The following is a 17,965-nucleotide window of genomic DNA, read 5'->3' as shown; positions in this document are numbered from 1 at the left end:
GCCCGTGCTAGGTAACCACGCTGCAATTTCACAGAATTATGGCTAGAATTCTGTCTATGATCAGGATTCCGCTCGCTAGTGCCCGTAATCAACTGTCTGACCTTGTAGCTCAGGTTGAGAGCAACCATGAACGCATCACCTTGACCAAGCATGGTGTGGATGCGGCCGTCCTCATCGCTCCTGCGGAACTGGAGGGGCTGGAGGAGACCATTGAGATCCTCTCCAGGGGTGACAACCAGAGTGAGGTTCTAAACGCAATCCGCCAAGCGGAGGAAGATCTGGCCCAGGGCAAGATCGCCAACATCGATGAGCTGATTGAGTCGCTGAAGCGGCGAGCGTGAGGTTCTGCACGGATGTATGTACACAAGTAACGTGTGCGTCCTGGTGCTAGACAAGGCTTGTTCTTTGGCGCTATGGTGGTTGCATCATGACGAAGCTCACCAACGATGGGTCTCGCTCTCCTTACGAAGTGCGCATGAGCCTGCAGGCCGAAAAGAGTCTTCAAGAGTTGCGTCCACGGCATCTCGCTGAGACTGCTATGAGTTTCATCTACAACGAGTTGAGGTTCGACCCGACAGAGTTTGGCGAATATGGCCGCAAACTCTCCGGCAAGCTGAAGGGAAATCACTCGGCGAGGCGAAGGAAGTTTCGGGTAATTTACCGAATCGGCAAGGATGTTATTGAGATCCTTGAGTTTCAGCCAACGCCTTATCCGGGTGTAAATTGACCATCAAGGAGCGCGCGCGGTGAATTACCAGGTGCGGATTGCTCCAGAGGCCATGGCGAGGCTTAGTCGGTTGCCTGCGCGAGTTGCTACTCCTGTGGTGAACTTCATCAGGGAAAAGCTTGCCAAGCAGCCGGAAACTCTTGGTGTACCGTTGAGTGGAAAGCTTCAAGGTCGCCTGGTAGTTAAGCGGGAGCAGTACAGAATCATCTATAGTGTTGATCCTTATGGTGGCACGGTTGATATTCTGGAAATCGTCTAATGCTACGACTCTTCTTGATAGGTGCTCAAGAAGAGTCGTAGCATGCCGCCTTCTCTGCAAGAGGTCTCGCGGTGTCCTGGAGAGTGTCCCCACTGTGTTCCGGTACTCCGCGAGCCTTGGCGGGACTTGTGAGCGACCGGTGCGGCTGATCAGGAGATCGCTCGTGGCTTGAGTGTCCTGGTCGATTGGGAGCGTGGGAGGACCACCGAAGAGGACGACGGACACGCTGGCGTGCTCGCTACAGTTGGCTAACCGCACGTAAACAGCACGGTGACGTACCCACGAGATCAAACAGCGAAGGCCCTGGCGAGTCGGATGTGACTCTGACCAGGGCCTTCGCTGTTGGAGCGGGTGACGGGAATCGAACCCGCCTCTACAGCTTGGGAAGCTGTCGTTCTACCAATGAACTACACCCGCGTGAGCAAGCTCGCCGCCGATCATACACAGCGCGGGAGCCGGCGGTGCGCCCGCTTCGGTTAGCCTGTCCGGGTGCTGCTGAGTGACCAGGATCTGCGCAAAGAGGTCGAGTCAGGCCGTCTCGTCCTCGACCCCTTCGACGCCGAGATGCTCCAGCCGTCGAGCTTCGACGTGCGGCTGGACCGGTTCTTCCGGGTCTTCAACAACACCAAGTACACCCACATCGACCCCGCGCAGCAGCAGGACGAGCTGACGAGCCTGGTCGAGACGCCGGAGGGTGAGCGGTTCGTGCTGCACCCCGGCGAGTTCGTGCTCGGGTCGACCTACGAGATGGTGACGCTGCCGGACGACCTCGCCGGCCGGCTCGAGGGCAAGTCCAGCCTGGGCAGGCTCGGTCTGCTCACGCACTCCACCGCGGGCTTCATCGACCCCGGCTTCTCCGGCCACATCACGCTGGAGTTGTCGAACGTCGCGAACCTGCCCATCACGCTGCACCCCGGGATGAAGATCGGGCAGCTGTGCCTGTTCAAGCTGTCGAGCCCGGCGGAGCACCCGTACGGCTCGAAGCAGGCCGGCAGCCGGTACCAGGGCCAGCGCGGGCCGACGCCGAGCCGCGCCTACCTGAACTTCCACCAGACCGACACGCGCCGCTAACTCAGGTCGCCGTACCGCTCCAGCACCCGCCGGCGCAGTTCGGGATCGGTGCGCGGGACGGGTTCGAGGAAGATCTCGTCCAGGTCGGTGAACTGCGTGCGCAGCTCCGCGGAGATGCGCACGCACGCGTCTTCCAGCTGGTGCGCCGTCAGCGCGTCGTCGAAGTCGAGTCGCGCGCACAGCAGCACGCGGTCGGTGCCGATCGACATGGTCAGGACGTCCACGACGGCGTCGACCTCGGGCAGTTCGCTCAGCCGGCGCCAGATCGCCTTGACCACCACCGGGTCGGCCTGTTGCCCGATCAGCAGGCCGCGGTTGGTGCGCGCCAGCACATAGGCCACCGTCGCGAGCAGCAGGCCGATCGCCAGCGACGCGAGGCCGTCCCACAGCGACGAGCCGGTCAGCTGGTGCAGGCCGAGGCCCGCGAACGCCAGCACCAGTCCGATCAGTGCGGCCGAGTCCTCCAGGAAGACGGTCTTCACGGTCGGGTCGTCGGAGACGCGCAGGAAGTCCCAGAACCCGCGGCCGTGCGCGGCGGACTCGGAACGGACCTGCCGGAACGCCTGCGTCCACGAGATGGACTCCAGGACGAACGCCAGGCCCAGCACGACGTAGCCGACCAGTGGCCGGGTCTGTTCTTCCGGCTCACCGAAAACCGTGCGAAAACCCTCGTAGAACGCGAACATCGCGCCCGAGGCGAAGATCGAGACCGCGGCGAGCAACGACCAGAAGTAGCGCTCCTTGCCGTAGCCGAACGGGTGGCGGCGGTCAGCCGGCCGGTCCGAACGGCGCAGGGCCGTCAGCAGGAGCGCCTCGGTGAACGTGTCGGCCACCGAGTGAGCGGCTTCGGAGAGGATCGCGGCCGATCCGGTCAAAACGCCCGCGACGGCCTTCATGACCGCGATGGCCAGGTTGACCAGCAGTGCGAGGACGACGGTCAGCGTGCTTTCGCCCGAGCCCTGTGGCTTCTCGCTCATGTCGATCAGCCTAAGCCGCACGGCACGGGGCAACCGTTCACTACTGCATTCGAGTGACATTCGGCGGCGGGGGCAACATCGAGCGCGTCTGAGGTGTCTTACAGGCGGGATCCGCACCGGGGGGACGCTGATCACCAGGGGGTAAGACGGAACGGCCCGCGTCCGGGAGAGACGCGGGCCGTTCTGCGTTCGGGCGCAACTACCATCGCGGAATGGGCGAGCGTGGTGCGGACGACACCGATGCCGAGGTCGAGTCGTGGAGGGCCATGGTTCCGGCGATCGATCCGGTGGTCGAAGGCGTGGTCGACCGGGTGCACCAGATCAGCAAGTACCTCGACTTCCTCGCCACGGAGATCGCCGCGCCGCACGGGCTGAACCGCGCGGACTACGAGATCCTCGCCCGGCTCTTCTGGATCGGGCCGCCGCACCGGCTCACGCCCAAGCAGCTCGCGAACGGCACCCTGAGCCCGGCCACCACGATCACGAGCCGCCTCGACCGGCTGGAGAAGGCCGGTCTGGTGGTCCGCGCGCTCGACCCGAGCGACCGCCGCTCGTTGCCCGCGACGCTGACCGACGCGGGTCGCGAGATCTTCCTGCGGATCGTCGCTGGCCAGGCGGAACGGGAGCGCGACCTCTTCACCGTGCTGCCCGGTGCCGACCTGGAGCACCTGCGCGACCTGTTGCGCCAGGTGATGGAGGTGCTGTCCGGCGAACTCGGCCCGGCTCACCGCCGCACGAGGCTCGCGCTCGACGGCAAGGAATAATTGCTACGAACTCGTACTATCCGATATCGTGCTAACTAGCGCGAGAGGGAGGGTGCGAGATGGGTGGCTATCCGCTGTCGGAGTGACGCAGAACACGCAACGCTGACCTCCGGTGCTCCGATGTCCTAAATGGATCAATTCGGACACTGGGGGAATCAGTGCGCAAGACCTTCGCAGTCGCGACGACGGCTGCCCTCGTGCTGACCGCGACGGGCGCTCCCGCCCTCGCGCAGGACGAGACGATCAGCATCACCGGCCGGGTCTTCCTCGACCACAACGGCAACGGCACCTTCGACGCGGGCGACGGCGTGCAGATCGGTGGGCCCGGCGTCCGGATCACCGACGCGGACGGGCGCACGACCGACCTCCCGGTCGGCCCCAGCGGCCGGTACAGGGTCCAGAAGCTGCTCAAGGCCGCGTACGAGGTCGAGACGCTCAACGTCGTCAACTACACGACCACCAAGAGCTCGTTCACGACCTCGGAGACGGTGACCGACGGCGACTTCGCGCTCGTCGGTCAGGTCGCGAAGGGCGTCGCGTACGTCGATGCCAACGGCGACGGGACCAAGCAGGCGGACGAGAAGCCCGTCACCGAGGGGCTCAGGGTCACGGGCAACGCGAAGGACGGTTCCCCGGTCGACGTGACCAGGACCGCGGGTGCGGACGGCGCATACCGATTCGACCTGCCGCTCGGCGGCTACACGCTCACGGCGCCGCTGCTCAACAGCGAAGGGCTCGTCCTCGGCAAGCCCAATGCCGTCACCGACATCGACTGGGCGACTGGCGCCCGCGAGCTCACCGGGCAGACCGAGCAGGTCGACCTGCGCTACATCACCGCGGCGGCGAACCTCACCGTCAAGGGCGCGCTCTCGCCGGCCAAGGCCACCTACGTGGTCGGTGAGGAGATCACCGCGAAGGTGCAGCTGATCAACACCGGCAACGCGCCGGTCCTGCCGATGATCGGGCTGGGCGGGTTCCACGCGAAGCTGATCCGGTACAGCGACAGCCTCGCAGCTGAGACCGACACCCAGTTCGAGCTCAAGCGCAAGATCGTTCCCGGTGAGACGCTGGAGATCGAGCTGACGTTCACGCCCACCGGGACCGACTTCGCCGGCCTGCACTTGGTCGTGTTCGACACGATGCGCGGCCTGAAGGACGTCGACAGCAGCGACAACATGCTGCAGATCGCCACGAAGGTCGTCGAAAAGGGTGCGGAGACCACCACCCCGGTCACCTCGACCACCACCGCCGCGCCGGCCACGACCACGACCACTCCGGCCGTGGCCCAGGCGGGCAACAAGGCAGGCCTCGCCTCGACCGGTGCGTCGCCGCTGGGCTTCCTGGCCATCGGCGCCCTGCTGCTCGCGGCAGGCACGAGCGCGTTCTTCCTCGCGCGCCGCCGCCGGTCCTGACCACTTAGGACCCGCCACGGCTAGTCTGCGCGGCATGGGCATCTTGGTGCATGTGCTGCTGACTGCCGTGGCGGTGTGGGTGTCGACCGCCCTGCCCGGCATCGACCTGGGCGAGGGTTCCACCGGGGCGAGGATCCTCACGCTGATCGGCGTCGCGGTGATCTTCGGCCTGGTGAACGCGATCGTGAAGCCGCTCGTGAAGTTCTTCGGCTGCCTGTTCTACCTGCTGACGCTCGGTCTCATCGGGCTCGTGGTGAACGCGCTGCTGTTCATGCTCACCGGGTGGCTTGCCGAGCAGTTCGACCTGCCGTTCCGCGTCGACGGCTTCTGGCCCGCCTTCTGGGGCGCGATCATCGTCGCCCTGACCGGGTGGGTGCTGAACGTGGTCTACGACAAGATCACCGACAAGGACTGACACCGCGGCGAAGAAGGCCCTCGGTCCACAACGGACCGAGGGCCTTTCGCTTGCCTGGAACAGCCTTGACTAGGCCTTCGCCTTGTCCTCGTCCGGCAACGGCGTGCCGGTCGGGACCTCGTCGGTCGGCGTGTCCGGCTTCTCCGTACCGCGCTTCACGGACTCGAGCAGCATCTGCGCCACGTCCACGACCTCGACGTGCGCCCCCGCCAGGCCGTCGGACTGACGCGCGGTCACGCCGTCGGTCAGCATCACGCGGCAGAACGGGCAGCCCGTCGCGATCTTCGACGGCGCGGTGGACAGGGCCTCGTCCACGCGGTCGACGTTGATGCGCTTGCCGATCCGCTCCTCCATCCACATGCGGGCGCCACCGGCACCGCAGCACATGGACCGTTCCTCGTGCCGCGGCATCTCGCGCAGCTTCGCGCCCGACGCCCCGATGAGCTCACGCGGTGCTTCGTAGACCTTGTTGTGGCGGCCCAGGTAGCACGGGTCGTGGTACGTGACGTCCTCGGTGACCGGCGCGACCGGCACCAGGCGGCGTTCGCGCACCAGCTTGTTCAGCAGCTGCGTGTGGTGCACGACCTCGTACGTGCCACCGACCTGCGGGTACTCGTTCGCGAGCGTGTTGAAGCAGTGCGCGCACGTCACGACGATCTTGCGCTGGCCCACCGGCCGGTCCTCGAACACCGCGTTGAGGACCTCGACGTTCTGCTGCGCGAGCATCTGGAACAGGAACTCGTTGCCGGCGCGGCGGGCCGGGTCACCGGTGCAGGTCTCCTCCGGGCCGAGCACCGTGTACTTCACGCCCGCCGTGTGCAGCAGCTCGGCGACGGCACGCGTGGTCTTCTTCGCGCGGTCCTCGAACGCACCGGCGCAGCCGACCCAGAACAGGTACTCCGCGTCGCCCAGCTCGCCCTCGAACACCGGGACCTCGAACTCGAGGCCCTCGGTCCACGACAGGCGGTCCTTGGCGTTCTGGCCCCACGGGTTGCCCTTGTTCTCCAGGTTCTTGAACATGCCGCCGAGCTCGGACGGGAAGTTCGACTCGATCAGCACCTGGTAGCGGCGCATGTCGACGATGTGGTCGACGTGCTCGATGTCCACGGGGCACTGCTCGACGCACGCGCCGCAGGTCGTGCAGGACCACAGCACCTCGGGGTCGATGACACCCAGCTCGTCCGGGCCGCCGATCAGCGGTCGGTCGGCCTCGGCCATCGCCAACACGTCGATGGACTCGAGGCGCTTCTTGTAGTCCTCGTACTTGTCCTCGGTCAGGCCGACCTCGTCGCCCGCCATGTCCCGCGAGCCACCGGCGAGCAGGTACGGCGCCTTGGCGTACATGTGGTCGCGCAGCTGCGTGATGACCAGCTTGGGGGACAACGGCTTGCCGGTGTTCCAGGCGGGGCACTGCGACTGGCAGCGGCCGCACTCGGTGCAGGTGGAGAAGTCGAGGACGCCCTTCCAGGTGAAGTCCTCGACCTTGCCGACGCCGAACACGTCCTTGTCCGGGTCGGCCTCCTCGAGGTCGAGGACCTTGCCGCCGGACATCATCGGCTTCAGCGCGCCCAGGGCGACGCCACCGTCGTCCTCGCGCTTGAAGTAGATGTTGAAGAACGCCGAGAACCGGTGCCAGGCGACGCCCATCGTGAGGTTCCGGCCGACCACGACCAGCCAGATCATGCCGCTCAGCAGCTTGACCAGCGCCATCACCGACACCCAGATGGGCGCGGCGGGCAGGATCTGCGCGAGCGGCTGCGTCACGAACGACGTCCACAGCGGGGCGACCTCCAGGCCGCTCGACTGCTTGAACGCCTTGACCATCAGGATGCCGACACCCTCGATGACCACGACGGCCTCGACGAAGTACGCGGACTTGAAGTCGGAGCCCAGGAACCGCGAGACCCGGTCGGCGCGGCGCGGGTGGTTGAGCTGGCGGATGATCGCCAGGGCCACACCGCCGACGACCGTGCCGAGGCCGAGCAGTTCGACCAGCAGCAGCCAGATCGACCACGTGCCGATGATCGGCCAGTGGAAGTGCGGGTCGAACACCTCGCCGTACGCCTCGAACAGCACGGCGGAGCCGATGAGGAAGCCCCACATCACCATCCAGTGCCACGGGGCGACCGAGCGGAACTTCGCCATTCTGGTGTGCGCGACGAACTCGACGATCATCGTCTTCATGCGCGGGACGAACGGGCCCATGCGGGTGCCGTCCGGCTGGCCGAGCCGAATGATCTTGATCTGCTTCAGCACACCGGCGACGAACACGCCCCAGGCGACGACGCTCACCGCCACGGCGACGAGTCCGAGAACCAGCTGGAGGGTCATGGCGGGATTCTAGGACACGTTACCGGTGAGTAACCACTTGGACGTGGCCGGGGTCTCCTCACGTACCGGTCAAGAATCCGGAAATCGATCAGAAACTTGTGGAACACTTGTTCAGATAGTTGTCCTGAGCAGCCGGAGGCCGCCGTGTTGTACCTGTACCTCGCCGCGGCGATCGTGGCGGAAGTCGCCGCCACCGTCTCGTTGAAACTGTCCGAGGGCTTCACCCGGCTGTGGCCGTCCGTGGTCGTCGTCGTCGGATACGCCATCGCCTTCACCGTGCTTTCGCGCGCGTTGAAGTTGGGTATGCCCGTGGGCGTCGCCTACGCCGTATGGTCCGCTATCGGCGTTGCCTCGGTCGCGATCATCGGCTGGAAGTTCCTCGGCGAAACCCTCAACCCCACGATGGTCATCGGGCTGGTCCTGATCATCGGAGGCGTGGTGACGCTCGAACTCGGGAGGACGCACTGACCGCGACGGTGGAGTTGCAGAAGGTCGACGGCCGCAAGGCGCGCGGCGAGAAGAAACGGCGCGCCATCGTCGAGGCCACCCTGCGCGTGATCGAACGTGAAGGAGTCGCAGGCGTGACGCATCGCAGCGTCGCCCGCGAGGCGGGTGTGCCGACGACGGCGCCCACCTACTACTTCGCGACGCTCGACGACCTGCTGATCGCGACGCTGCTGTGGTCGGCGGAAGAGCTGTGCGACGACATGCTGAAGATCGTCGCGAGCGGCGGCAGCGCCCGCGAGATCGCGCGGAGCCTGGCGCAGGCGGTCAACGAGAACCGCGGCCGCACGCTCGCCGAGTACGAGCTGTACCTGCTGGCCGGCCGGCGTCCTGAGCTCAAGCCCGCCGCGCGCCGGTGGCTGGACCGGGCGGTGGAGGTGGTGCGGCCGGCGGACCCCCTCGCGTTCCGGGCGTTCCTCGCGGCCATCGACGGACTGCTGCTGCAGGGCCTGATCGCCGACGTTGCTCCGAACGAGGACGAGCTGGAGCCAATCGTGTCCTTCTTGATCCGCGGCCGCGACGATTTCACGGCCGCCCCGAAGGAAGAATGAAGCCATGAGGTTCGCGCGAGAGGTGTCCGGCATCAGCCACGGGGTGAGCCTGGGGCTGCTCGCCGCGCTGTACGTGCGCGACTCGCTGGCGTTGTCGGTCGACGTCGAGCCGCACGTTCCGGGCCTGGACCCGTCGTTGCCGGTGCAGGTGCCGCTGGGCACCGACCGCGCCGCGGTGACCGCCGAATGGCCGGGCTGGTGGAACGACGCGCTGGACGCGTGCCGCCGCGGAGCCGAACCCACGACCCCCGAGGACGCCGAGGCGCTGCTGACCCGTCCGGCCAGCCGTGCGGTGGTGCTCGCGCTGAAGCCGGGCATCGAGCGGCTGCACCAGGTGCAGAGCCCTGCCGCGTTGCCGATGGGCGACGTGCTGCGCGGCATCGAGTCGCGCATCGGCCGGTGGGCGCAGAGCGTCGAGCTGCACATCGCGGAGGTGCCGGTCGACGGCCTGCTGTGGGAGCGGATCGCGCCCGCGCACGTGCTGGCGTCGACGCGGTTCCTCAACGACCCGGCGCGCACCGCTCCGGCGTTGCGCGCGGTGCTCGAAGACCTGGTCTGAGAGCGGTAGGGCCAGCCCCACCCCTGCTTCGGGGGCTTGCTGCCGTGTAGCCGCGTGTCGCCACCTCTAGTTTTGTGCTCATGATGAGGACGGCGCTGGTGGCGTTGGTGGTGGGGGCGGTGCTCACGGTGTCGGGCGGCTGTGGCATTCGCATCAAGATGTACGAGTTCTCCGACGACCACGCCGTCGCGGAGAAGATCACGTCGGTGAAGGTCCGCAGCGACCAGGACTCCGGGGACGTGACGATCCGGTACCAGCAGGGCCTGAGCGAGGTCAAGGTCCACCGCAGGGTCGAGCACGAGCGGGACAACAAGCCGTCGGGCGTCGCGCACCGCGTCGAGGGCAGCACGCTGGTGCTGGACGGCTGCGGCAGGGACTGCGAGATCAACTACGAGGTCCTGGTGCCGTCCGCGGACACGACGGTGGTCGGTGACATCGGCTCGGGGGACGTGATCGTCGAAGGGCTGGCCTCCGTCGAGTTCATGACCGGCTCCGGCAGGATCACCACCCGCGACATCGCGGGAGACGTCAAGGTGAAGACAGGGTCCGGTGGCTTCGAAGGCACCAGGATCGGCGGCGCCGTCACCGCCGACATGGGGTCCGGCCGGATTGTGCTGACCGCGGTCAAGGGCAAGGCGCTGCTCGACACCGGCTCCGGGGACATCGAGGGCACCTCGCTGGAGAACGAGGTGATCGCCAAAGCCGACTCCGGGGACATCGCCCTGACGTTGTCGGCGGCGAAGTCGGTGCGGGCCAACAGCGGGTCCGGCGGCGTCACCGTCCGGGTGCCGGGGGGCCCGTTCAAGATCACAGGATCGTCGGGCAGCGGTGAGCGTGCGATCCACGTCCCGACCGATCCCGGCGCATCGCTCGAGCTCAGCCTCACCGCGGACTCCGGGGACGTCCAGGTGTTCGCCGCTTGAGCTGGACCGGGGGATGTGTCGAGGGCCACTCCACATGGAGTGGCCCTCGGTGCGTTGTGAGGGAACAAGCAGACCTTGTCAGCCGTTGGGACAGTCAGAAAGTTTGAGTCGGGTAGGCTCAAGGTTGGGCGAGATGGCAAACTTGAGCCAGCAACGCTCAACAAGTACTAGCGGAAGGAACTCCAATGGCGCGTGCAGTCGGCATCGACCTCGGGACGACCAACTCGGTCGTCGCAGTCCTCGAAGGCGGTGAGCCGACGGTCATCGCCAACTCGGAGGGCTCCAGGACGACCCCGTCCATCGTCGCTTTCGCCAAGAACGGCGAGGTCCTCGTGGGCCAGCCCGCGAAGAACCAGGCCGTCACCAACGTCGACCGCACCATCCGGTCGGTCAAGCGCCACGTCGGCACGAACTGGCAGACCGACGAGATCGACGGCAAGAAGTACACCTCGCAGGAGATCAGCGCGCGCGTGCTGATGAAGCTCAAGCGCGACGCAGAGGCGTACCTGGGCGAAGAGATCACCGACGCGGTCATCACCGTCCCCGCCTACTTCGAGGACGCGCAGCGCCAGGCCACCAAGGAGGCCGGCCAGATCGCGGGCCTCAACGTGCTCCGCATCGTCAACGAGCCGACGTCGGCCGCTCTGGCCTACGGCCTCGACAAGGGCGAGAAGGAGCAGACCATCCTGGTCTTCGACCTCGGTGGCGGCACGTTCGACGTCTCGTTGCTCGAGCTCGGCGACGGCGTGGTCGAGGTCCGGGCGACCTCCGGTGACAACCACCTCGGTGGCGACGACTGGGACCAGCGCGTCGTCGACTGGCTGGTCGAGCGCTTCAAGCAGGCCAACGGCATCGACCTGACCAAGGACAAGATGGCCCTCCAGCGCATCCGCGAGGCTGCGGAGAAGGCCAAGATCGAGCTGTCCAGCTCCAACAACGCCTCGATCAACCTGCCGTACATCACGGTCGACGGCGACAAGAACCCGCTGTTCCTCGACGAGACGCTGTCCCGCGCCGAGTTCCAGCGGATCACGAACGACCTGCTCGAGCGCACCCGCGCGCCGTTCAACAACGTGATCAAGGACGCCGGCGTCTCCGTCGGCGACATCGACCACGTCGTGCTCGTCGGTGGCTCGACCCGCATGCCCGCCGTCGCGGAGCTCGTCAAGGAGCTGACCGGCGGCCGCGAGCCCAACAAGGGCGTGAACCCGGACGAGGTCGTCGCCGTCGGCGCCGCCCTGCAGGCCGGTGTCCTCAAGGGTGAGGTCAAGGACGTCCTGCTGCTCGACGTCACCCCGCTGTCCCTCGGCATCGAGACCAAGGGCGGCATCATGACCAAGCTGATCGAGCGCAACACCACGATCCCGACGAAGCGCTCCGAGACCTTCACGACGGCCGACGACAGCCAGCCGTCCGTGCAGATCCAGGTCTTCCAGGGCGAGCGCGAGATCGCGGCGCACAACAAGAAGCTCGGCATGTTCGAGCTGACCGGCCTGCCGCCCGCCCCGCGTGGCGTGCCGCAGATCGAGGTCACCTTCGACATCGACGCGAACGGCATCGTCCACGTGTCGGCGAAGGACCTGGGCACCGGCAAGGAGCAGTCGATGACGATCACCGGTGGCTCCGCGCTGCCGAAGGACGACATCGAGCGCATGGTGAAGGACGCCGAGGCCCACGCGGAGGAGGACAAGCGCCGCCGCGAGGAGGCCGAGGTCCGCAACCAGGCCGAGACGCTCGTCTACCAGACGGAGAAGGTCGTCAAGGAGAACGACGACAAGCTCCCGGCCGAGATCAAGGACAAGGTCAACGCGGCGATCGCCGAGGCGACCGAGGCGCTCAAGGGCACCGACATCAACGCCATCAAGACGGCGGTCGAGAAGCTCGCGACCGAGTCCCAGGCCATCGGCCAGGCGATCTACGCCAACGCTCCGGGTGCCCCCGGTGCCGAGGCCCCCGGTGCCGACGCGCCGGGTGCCGCTGGTGCGGGCGCCGGTGCCAAGGCCGGCCAGGACGACGTCGTCGACGCCGAGATCGTGGACGAGGACGAGAAGAAGTGACCGAACCGAGGCACGCCGCCCCTGACGAGGAGCAGCCTCAGGTAGTCGTGAACGACCGGCGCCGGATCGACCCCGAAACGGGTGAGGTCCGGCCGCCGGCCCACGTCGCCGAGGACGGTGCTCCGGTAGAAGAGCCCCTGGTCGCCGAGGTCGTGGACGAGGTGGCCGCCGAGCTGAAGACCCAGCTCGACGAGCGCACCGCCGACCTGCAGCGGCTCACCGCCGAGTACGCGAACTACCGCAAGCGGGTGGAACGCGACCGGGAAGCGGTGATCAACAACGCGAAGGCGTCCGTCGCCTCCGAACTGCTCTCGGTGCTGGACGACATCGAGCGGGCCGCCGCGCACGGCGACCTGACCGGTGCCTTCAAGGCGGTGGCGGACAAGCTCGTGTCCACGCTGGCCAAGACGGGCCTGGAGCCGTTCGCGCACGACGGCGAGGCGTTCGACCCGTCGGTGCACGAGGCCGTGCAGCACAGCACGTCCCCGGACGTCGACGGCCCGACCGTCACGGCCGTTCTGCGTCGTGGCTACACGTTCGGCGACAAGCTCGTCCGGCCCGCGCTCGTCGCGGTGACCGACCACGAGCCCGCCGCACCGTCCGAAGAAGCCTAGGGAGGAGGAGCCGTCCGGTGAGTCAGAGGGACTGGATCGAGAAGGACTTCTACCGCGAGCTGGGCGTCTCCTCCGAGGCGACCGCGGACGAGATCAAGAAGTCGTACCGCAAGCTCGCGCGCGAGCTGCACCCCGACGCGAACCCCGGTGACGCCAAGGCCGAGGCCCGCTTCAAGGCGGTCTCCGAGGCCTACGGCGTGCTGTCGGACGCGGCCAAGCGCAAGCAGTACGACGAGGCCCGCCGCCTATTCGCGGGCGGCGGCGGTTTCCCGGGCTCCGGTGGCTTCGGCTCCGGCGGGTTCGACGTCAACGACCTGTTCGGCCGTGCCGCGCAGGGCACCGGTGGCGGTGGCCTCGGCGACCTGTTCGGCGGGCTGTTCAACCGGCGCGGCGGCGCGGCGGGTTCGCCCACGCGGCCGCGTCGTGGTGAGGACGTCGAGACCGACGTCCGCATCGACTTCACCGAGGCGGTGAAGGGCGCGACGGTGCCGCTGCGCCTGTCGTCCCCCGCCGCCTGCACGACGTGCAACGGCTCCGGTGCCAAGCCCGGCACCACGCCGCACACCTGCGCGACGTGTTCGGGTTCCGGCCTCGTCACGCGGTCGCAGGGCGCGTTCGCGTTCAGCGAGCCGTGCCGCGACTGCCGCGGCACCGGCCGGATCATCGACGACCCGTGCCTCGAGTGCGGCGGCGACGGAATCAGCACCCGCACCCGCACGCTGACCGTCCGGATTCCCTCGGGAGTCGCCGACGGCCAGCGGATCCGCCTTGCGGGACAGGGCGAACCGGGGCGCAACGGTGGCCCGAACGGTGATCTGTTCGTGCGCGTGCACGTCAACCCGCACGGCATCTTCGGCCGTCAGGGCAACGACCTGACGCTGACGGCGCCGATGACGTTCTCCGAGCTCGCGCTCGGAACCACGTTGACCGTGCCCACGCTGGACGGCAAGGTTTCCTTGAAGGTGCCTGCCGGTACCGCCTCCGGGCGGGTGCTGCGGGCACGGGGCAAGGGGATCACGAAGCGGGACGGCACCGCGGGCGATCTCCTGATCACCCTGGAGGTCGCGGTGCCGAACAACCTGTCGTCCGAGGCCCGCAAGGCACTCGAGGCGTACGCCGATGTGACCCAGGACCACGACCCGCGCGGCGATCTGAACGCACTCCTCGAAGGGCGGTGAGTTCGGTGGGTTTTCCGTTCCCGCCGGGAACTGATGAGGACACGCCGTTCTTCGTGATCTCGGTGGCGGCCCAGCTGTCGGGCCTGCACGCCCAGACCCTCCGGTCCTACGACCGGATGGGCCTGGTCTCGCCGGGCCGCACGTCCGGTGGTGGCCGCCGCTACTCGATGCGGGACATCGTGCTGCTGCGGGAGGTCCAGCGCCTCTCGCAGGACGAGGGCGTGAACCTCGCCGGCATCAAGCGGATCATCGACCTGGAGAACCAGGTCGACGCGCTGCGGTCGCGGGTCGCCGAGCTCCAGCAGGAGCTCGCACAGGCCATGGCGGCAGCCGACTCCACGGCCGCCGCCGTGCACGCCTCCTACCGCCGGGACCTGGTCCCGATCCGGCAGGAGACCGCGCTCGTCGTGTGGAAACCCAAGCCGCGCAAGTGATCGAGCGTCTTTACGACGTCTTCGCGGCGCCGCGTCCGCGCGTGGTCGACTACTGCGACCACTGCGTCAAGCCGGAGGACGTGGCGCCGTTCACGACCGTCCCGCTGCGCGACCTGACGGCTGACCAGGTCGAGACGTACTGGCTGCGTTCCGGGACGATCGGCGACGAGGACTTCGCGCGCTACCTGCTCCCGCGCGTGCTGGACCTGATCGCGGCCGGCGAGCTCGACGCGGACTTCTACTGGCTGCGCATCGCGAACACGGCCCACGAAAAGGGCGATGCGCGCGAGCGGCAGGCGATCGAGGAGTACTACGACGCCACGCCGCACGCTTTCACAGCCCTCGTCGAGGAGTGCACGGGCCAGAACGCTCCCGGCGAACGCCTCGCGAAGTGGGTGGCCGGGCGAGAAGCCCGCTGACTCACCGCTGCTCGAAGTAGAACCCGGCCTCCAGGTCCTCCAGGATGCCGGGTTCTTTCGTTTCCCAGCCCAGCAACGACTTCGTGCGCGCACCGGACGTGGGTGCGTCCCGCGAGACCATGAACGCGAGCGGGCCGAAGTGCTCCTGGCCGCGTTCCGCCGGGATGCTATCGACGGGCACGCCCAGTTTCCGGCCGATGACCTCGGCGATCTCCCGCATCGTCACGGCCTCCTCCGCGACCGCGTGCAGCACCGAGCCCGCGGGGGCCTTCTCCGCGGCCAGCCGGTAGAGCCTCGCCGCGTCCAGCGTGTGCGTGGCGGACCAGCGGTTCGTGCCGTCGCCGGGGTAGCCGGAAACCCCGGTGGCACGGGCGGTCCTGATCAGGACCGGGATGAAACCCGCCGTGTCCAGTGCACTGTGGACGGTCGGCGGCAGCACGACGACCGAGCCCCGGACGTCTGCGGCGTCGATGATCGCGTTGCGCGCGGCGCCGCGCGGGCCCTCGCTGGAGACCCGCTCCTCCTCGGTGGCGGTACGACCGAGGCCCGAGTACGACAGCGTGCCGGCGGTGCCGATCAGCGCCTTGCCCGTGCCGGCGAGCTCGTCGAGGAACGCCTGGACGACGGCGAGGTCGGCGTCGGAGGCGCCCTGGTAGTCGCCCGCGTACATCTCGTCGTGCTTGAACGCCAGGTGGATCACGGCGTCCGCCTCGGCCGCGCCCTTGCGCAACCCGTCGAGGTCGTCCAGGTCGCCGAGCCGGACCGTGGCGCCCTGGGCGTCGAGCTTGGCTGCGGAGGCGTCGGACCGGGCCAGGCCGACGACCTGGTGGCCCGCGTTCAGCAGTTCTGGGACCAGTGCCGAGCCGACGTGGCCGCTGGCGCCCGTGACGAAGACCTTCATGGCACTTCCTTCAAAGTGATGGGACTTGGTCTCATCACCGTAGCAGAGTGATGGGACTGAGTCGCATCACTTAGGATGTGAGCCATGGGTCGATGGGAGCCGGACGCGCGGGAGCGGTTGGTGCGCGCCGCACTCGACCTGTTCAGCGAGCAGGGGTACGAGAACACCGCGGTCGCGCAGATCGCCGAGCGCGCGGGCCTCACGAAGAGCACGTTCTTCCGGCACTTCCGGGACAAGCGCGAAGTGCTCTTCGGCGGCCAGGACGTGCTGGCCGGCCTGATGACCGGCGCGATCTCCGGTGCGCCCGCGGAGGCGGGGCCGCTGGAGGCGGTCGAGGCGGCGCTGGTGGCGACGGTCGGGACGTTCACCGACGAGCGGCGGGCGCACGGACCGCAGCGGCTCGCGGTGATCGCGGGCAACGACGAGCTGCGCGAGCGGTCCGCGTTGAAGATGGTCGGGTTCGCGGTCTCGATGACGGACGCGCTGAAGCGGCGCGGGGTGCCGGAGCTGGAGGCCGCCGTGGCCGCGGAACTGGGCGTGCTGGCGTTCAACCACGGCTACGAGCGCTGGCTGGAGACCGGCGGGGACTTCGCGGAAGTCGCCCGCCGGACGTTCAGCGACGTGCGTGCGGCCGTCGGCTCACTAGAGCGAGCTGAGTAGTTCCTCGACCTCGGCGGCGATGCGGTCCAGCGCCTGGTCGTTGTCGTGCGCGGCGATCGCGCGGTCCATCCAGTCCGCGATCAACGGCATCTGCTCGGGCCGGAGGCCGCGCGTCGTGATGCCGGGCGTGCCGAGCCGGATGCCGGACGGGTCGAACGGCTTGCGGCTGTCGAACGGGACGGCGTTGTAGTTCAGCTCGATGCCCGCGCGGTCGAGCGCCTGCGCGGCCGGCTTGCCGCCGATCAGCTTGGACGTCAGGTCGATCAGCACCAGGTGGTTGTCCGTGCCACCGGACACCAGGTCGAACCCGCGTTCCAGCAACGCCTCCGCGAGCGCCTGCGCGTTCTTCACGATCATGTGCGCGTAGTCGCGGAACTCCGGCTTCGCGGCCTCGTGCAGCGCCACGGCGATGGCGGCCGTCGTGTGGTTGTGCGGGCCGCCCTGCAGGCCGGGGAAGACCGCGCGGTCGATCGCCTTCGCGTGCGCGGCGTCGGTGAGGATCATGGCGCCACGAGGGCCCCTGAGCGTCTTGTGCGTGGTCGTGGTGATCACCGGCGCGTGTCCCACCGGCGACGGGTGCGCGCCGCCGGCGACGAGTCCCGCGATGTGCGCGATGTCGGCGACGAGCAGTGCGCCGACCTCCCTGGCGATGTCGGCGAACGCCGGGAAGTCGATGGTGCGCGGGATCGCCGTGCCACCGCAGAAGATCACCTTGGGGCGTTCGGCGAGCGCGAGCGAGCGGACCTCGTCCATGTCGACGCGGCCGGTGTCCTTGCGGACCTCGTACTGGACGCTGCGGAACCACTTGCCGGTGGCCGAGACGCTCCAGCCGTGCGTGAGGTGGCCGCCCATCGGCAGGGACATGCCCATCACGGTGTCGCCCGGCTGCAGGAACGCCAGGTACACGGCGAGGTTCGCCGGGGAACCCGAGTACGGCTGGACGTTCGCGTGGTCGACGCCGAAGAGCGCCTTCGCGCGGTCCTGAGCCAGCAGCTCGACCTGGTCGATGACCTGCTGGCCCTCGTAGTAGCGCTTGCCGGGGTAGCCCTCGGAGTACTTGTTCGTCAGCACCGAGCCTGTTGCCTCAAGCACGGCCGCCGACACGTCGTTCTCGGACGCGATCATGCGCAGTTTGCGGGCCTGGCGGTGTTCCTCGGCCTGGATCAGGGTGGCGATCTCGGGATCGACTTCGCGCAGCACGGCATCACT

The 17,965-nt window shown here is 67.8% G+C and carries 21 protein-coding genes and 1 tRNA gene; 17 read left to right on the top strand and 5 right to left on the bottom strand.

The features are described 5' to 3' along the window. Window positions 1-56: 56 nt before the first annotated feature. From LX88_RS04195 to LX88_RS04185, 3 genes are all read left to right on the top strand, one after another. Entirely contained in the window at window positions 57-341 is a 285-nt protein-coding gene (locus LX88_RS04195) for a type II toxin-antitoxin system Phd/YefM family antitoxin (RefSeq protein ID WP_258946508.1), read from the top strand. An 86-nt stretch (window positions 342-427) separates the two neighbouring features. Then, window positions 428-727 (top strand): type II toxin-antitoxin system RelE family toxin, encoded by a 300-nt coding sequence (locus LX88_RS04190; protein ID WP_258946507.1) that lies wholly within the window; start codon window positions 428-430, stop codon window positions 725-727. A 19-nt stretch (window positions 728-746) separates the two neighbouring features. After that, on the top strand, window positions 747-986 hold the full coding sequence (locus LX88_RS04185) for a type II toxin-antitoxin system RelE family toxin (protein WP_258946506.1): 240 nt from the start codon (window positions 747-749) through the stop codon (window positions 984-986). A 343-nt stretch (window positions 987-1,329) separates the two neighbouring features. Here the strand turns inward: LX88_RS04185 and LX88_RS04180 are convergent. After that, window positions 1,330-1,403, bottom strand: a tRNA-Gly gene (locus LX88_RS04180). Window positions 1,404-1,475: 72 nt separating this feature from the next. On the opposite strand from LX88_RS04180, the gene dcd reads away from it, so the two are divergent. After that, window positions 1,476-2,057 (top strand): dCTP deaminase, encoded by a 582-nt coding sequence (dcd, locus tag LX88_RS04175; RefSeq protein ID WP_090066217.1) that lies wholly within the window; start codon window positions 1,476-1,478, stop codon window positions 2,055-2,057. Here the strand turns inward: dcd and LX88_RS04170 are convergent. Continuing rightward, a complete protein-coding gene (locus LX88_RS04170) occupies window positions 2,054-3,034 on the bottom strand; it encodes a cation diffusion facilitator family transporter (RefSeq protein WP_258946505.1) in 981 nt (326 codons plus the stop codon). The genes dcd and LX88_RS04170 overlap by 4 nt on opposite strands. A 212-nt stretch (window positions 3,035-3,246) precedes the next feature. Between LX88_RS04170 and LX88_RS04165 the strand changes: the two genes are divergently transcribed. The 3 genes from LX88_RS04165 to LX88_RS04155 all read left to right on the top strand — a co-directional run bounded on the left by LX88_RS04165 (window position 3,247) and on the right by LX88_RS04155 (window position 5,625). Then, complete coding sequence (locus LX88_RS04165; RefSeq protein ID WP_258946504.1) at window positions 3,247-3,798, top strand: MarR family winged helix-turn-helix transcriptional regulator; 552 nt, start codon at window positions 3,247-3,249, stop codon at window positions 3,796-3,798. Between the two features lie 158 nt (window positions 3,799-3,956). Then, window positions 3,957-5,210: an SdrD B-like domain-containing protein gene (locus LX88_RS04160; RefSeq protein WP_258946503.1), complete on the top strand. Its 1,254-nt coding sequence runs from the start codon at window positions 3,957-3,959 to the stop codon at window positions 5,208-5,210. 34 nt (window positions 5,211-5,244) lie between these two features. Beyond that, window positions 5,245-5,625, top strand: coding sequence for a phage holin family protein (locus LX88_RS04155; protein WP_258946502.1), 381 nt, complete (start codon window positions 5,245-5,247; stop codon window positions 5,623-5,625). Window positions 5,626-5,694: 69 nt separating this feature from the next. Here the strand turns inward: LX88_RS04155 and LX88_RS04150 are convergent, their stop codons facing one another. Beyond that, window positions 5,695-7,956 (bottom strand): (Fe-S)-binding protein, encoded by a 2,262-nt coding sequence (locus LX88_RS04150; protein WP_258946501.1) that lies wholly within the window; start codon window positions 7,954-7,956, stop codon window positions 5,695-5,697. Window positions 7,957-8,100: 144 nt separating this feature from the next. Between LX88_RS04150 and LX88_RS04145 the strand changes: the two genes are divergently transcribed. From LX88_RS04145 to LX88_RS04105, 9 genes are all read left to right on the top strand, one after another. Further along, the gene (locus LX88_RS04145) at window positions 8,101-8,424 is read left to right on the top strand and encodes a DMT family transporter (RefSeq protein WP_258946500.1); all 324 of its coding nucleotides are present in this window, start codon (window positions 8,101-8,103) and stop codon (window positions 8,422-8,424) included. Between the two features lie 8 nt (window positions 8,425-8,432). Further along, window positions 8,433-9,011, top strand: a complete 579-nt coding sequence (locus tag LX88_RS04140; RefSeq protein WP_258946499.1) for a TetR/AcrR family transcriptional regulator — start codon at window positions 8,433-8,435, stop codon at window positions 9,009-9,011. Window positions 9,012-9,015: 4 nt separating this feature from the next. Beyond that, window positions 9,016-9,570: a hypothetical protein gene (locus tag LX88_RS04135; protein ID WP_258946498.1), complete on the top strand. Its 555-nt coding sequence runs from the start codon at window positions 9,016-9,018 to the stop codon at window positions 9,568-9,570. Between the two features lie 80 nt (window positions 9,571-9,650). Then, a complete protein-coding gene (locus tag LX88_RS04130; protein ID WP_258946497.1) occupies window positions 9,651-10,493 on the top strand; it encodes a DUF4097 family beta strand repeat-containing protein in 843 nt (280 codons plus the stop codon). A 185-nt stretch (window positions 10,494-10,678) separates the two neighbouring features. After that, on the top strand, window positions 10,679-12,550 hold the full coding sequence (dnaK, locus tag LX88_RS04125; protein ID WP_090066206.1) for a molecular chaperone DnaK: 1,872 nt from the start codon (window positions 10,679-10,681) through the stop codon (window positions 12,548-12,550). Continuing rightward, window positions 12,547-13,164: a nucleotide exchange factor GrpE gene (grpE, locus tag LX88_RS04120; RefSeq protein WP_258946496.1), complete on the top strand. Its 618-nt coding sequence runs from the start codon at window positions 12,547-12,549 to the stop codon at window positions 13,162-13,164. The genes dnaK and grpE overlap by 4 nt, the downstream gene beginning before the upstream one ends. A 17-nt stretch (window positions 13,165-13,181) precedes the next feature. Further along, window positions 13,182-14,342, top strand: a complete 1,161-nt coding sequence (gene dnaJ, locus LX88_RS04115) for a molecular chaperone DnaJ (protein WP_258946495.1) — start codon at window positions 13,182-13,184, stop codon at window positions 14,340-14,342. A 5-nt stretch (window positions 14,343-14,347) separates the two neighbouring features. Continuing rightward, window positions 14,348-14,776 carry a heat shock protein transcriptional repressor HspR gene (locus tag LX88_RS04110; protein ID WP_090066350.1) on the top strand — a complete coding sequence of 143 codons (429 nt, stop codon included), beginning with the start codon at window positions 14,348-14,350 and terminating at the stop codon, window positions 14,774-14,776. Beyond that, complete coding sequence (locus LX88_RS04105) at window positions 14,773-15,195, top strand: hypothetical protein (protein ID WP_258946494.1); 423 nt, start codon at window positions 14,773-14,775, stop codon at window positions 15,193-15,195. The genes LX88_RS04110 and LX88_RS04105 overlap by 4 nt, the downstream gene beginning before the upstream one ends. A gap of 1 nt (window position 15,196) precedes the next feature. Here the strand turns inward: LX88_RS04105 and LX88_RS04100 are convergent, their stop codons facing one another. Further along, window positions 15,197-16,096, bottom strand: coding sequence for an SDR family oxidoreductase (locus LX88_RS04100; protein WP_258946493.1), 900 nt, complete (start codon window positions 16,094-16,096; stop codon window positions 15,197-15,199). An 84-nt stretch (window positions 16,097-16,180) separates the two neighbouring features. Between LX88_RS04100 and LX88_RS04095 the strand changes: the two genes are divergently transcribed. Then, entirely contained in the window at window positions 16,181-16,756 is a 576-nt protein-coding gene (locus LX88_RS04095; RefSeq protein ID WP_258946492.1) for a TetR/AcrR family transcriptional regulator, read from the top strand. Here the strand turns inward: LX88_RS04095 and glyA are convergent. Beyond that, the gene (gene glyA / locus LX88_RS04090) at window positions 16,739-17,956 is read right to left on the bottom strand and encodes a serine hydroxymethyltransferase (RefSeq protein ID WP_258946491.1); all 1,218 of its coding nucleotides are present in this window, start codon (window positions 17,954-17,956) and stop codon (window positions 16,739-16,741) included. The two genes, LX88_RS04095 and glyA, sit on opposite strands and share 18 nt — an antisense overlap. Window positions 17,957-17,965 lie beyond the last annotated feature (9 nt).

The organism is Lentzea californiensis (assembly GCF_024648825.1).
GTDB classification, from domain to species: Bacteria; Actinomycetota; Actinomycetes; order Mycobacteriales; family Pseudonocardiaceae; genus Lentzea; species Lentzea californiensis.
The sequence above is the reverse complement of the archived record's forward strand: the minus strand, read 5'-3'. Positions and strand labels throughout refer to the sequence as shown.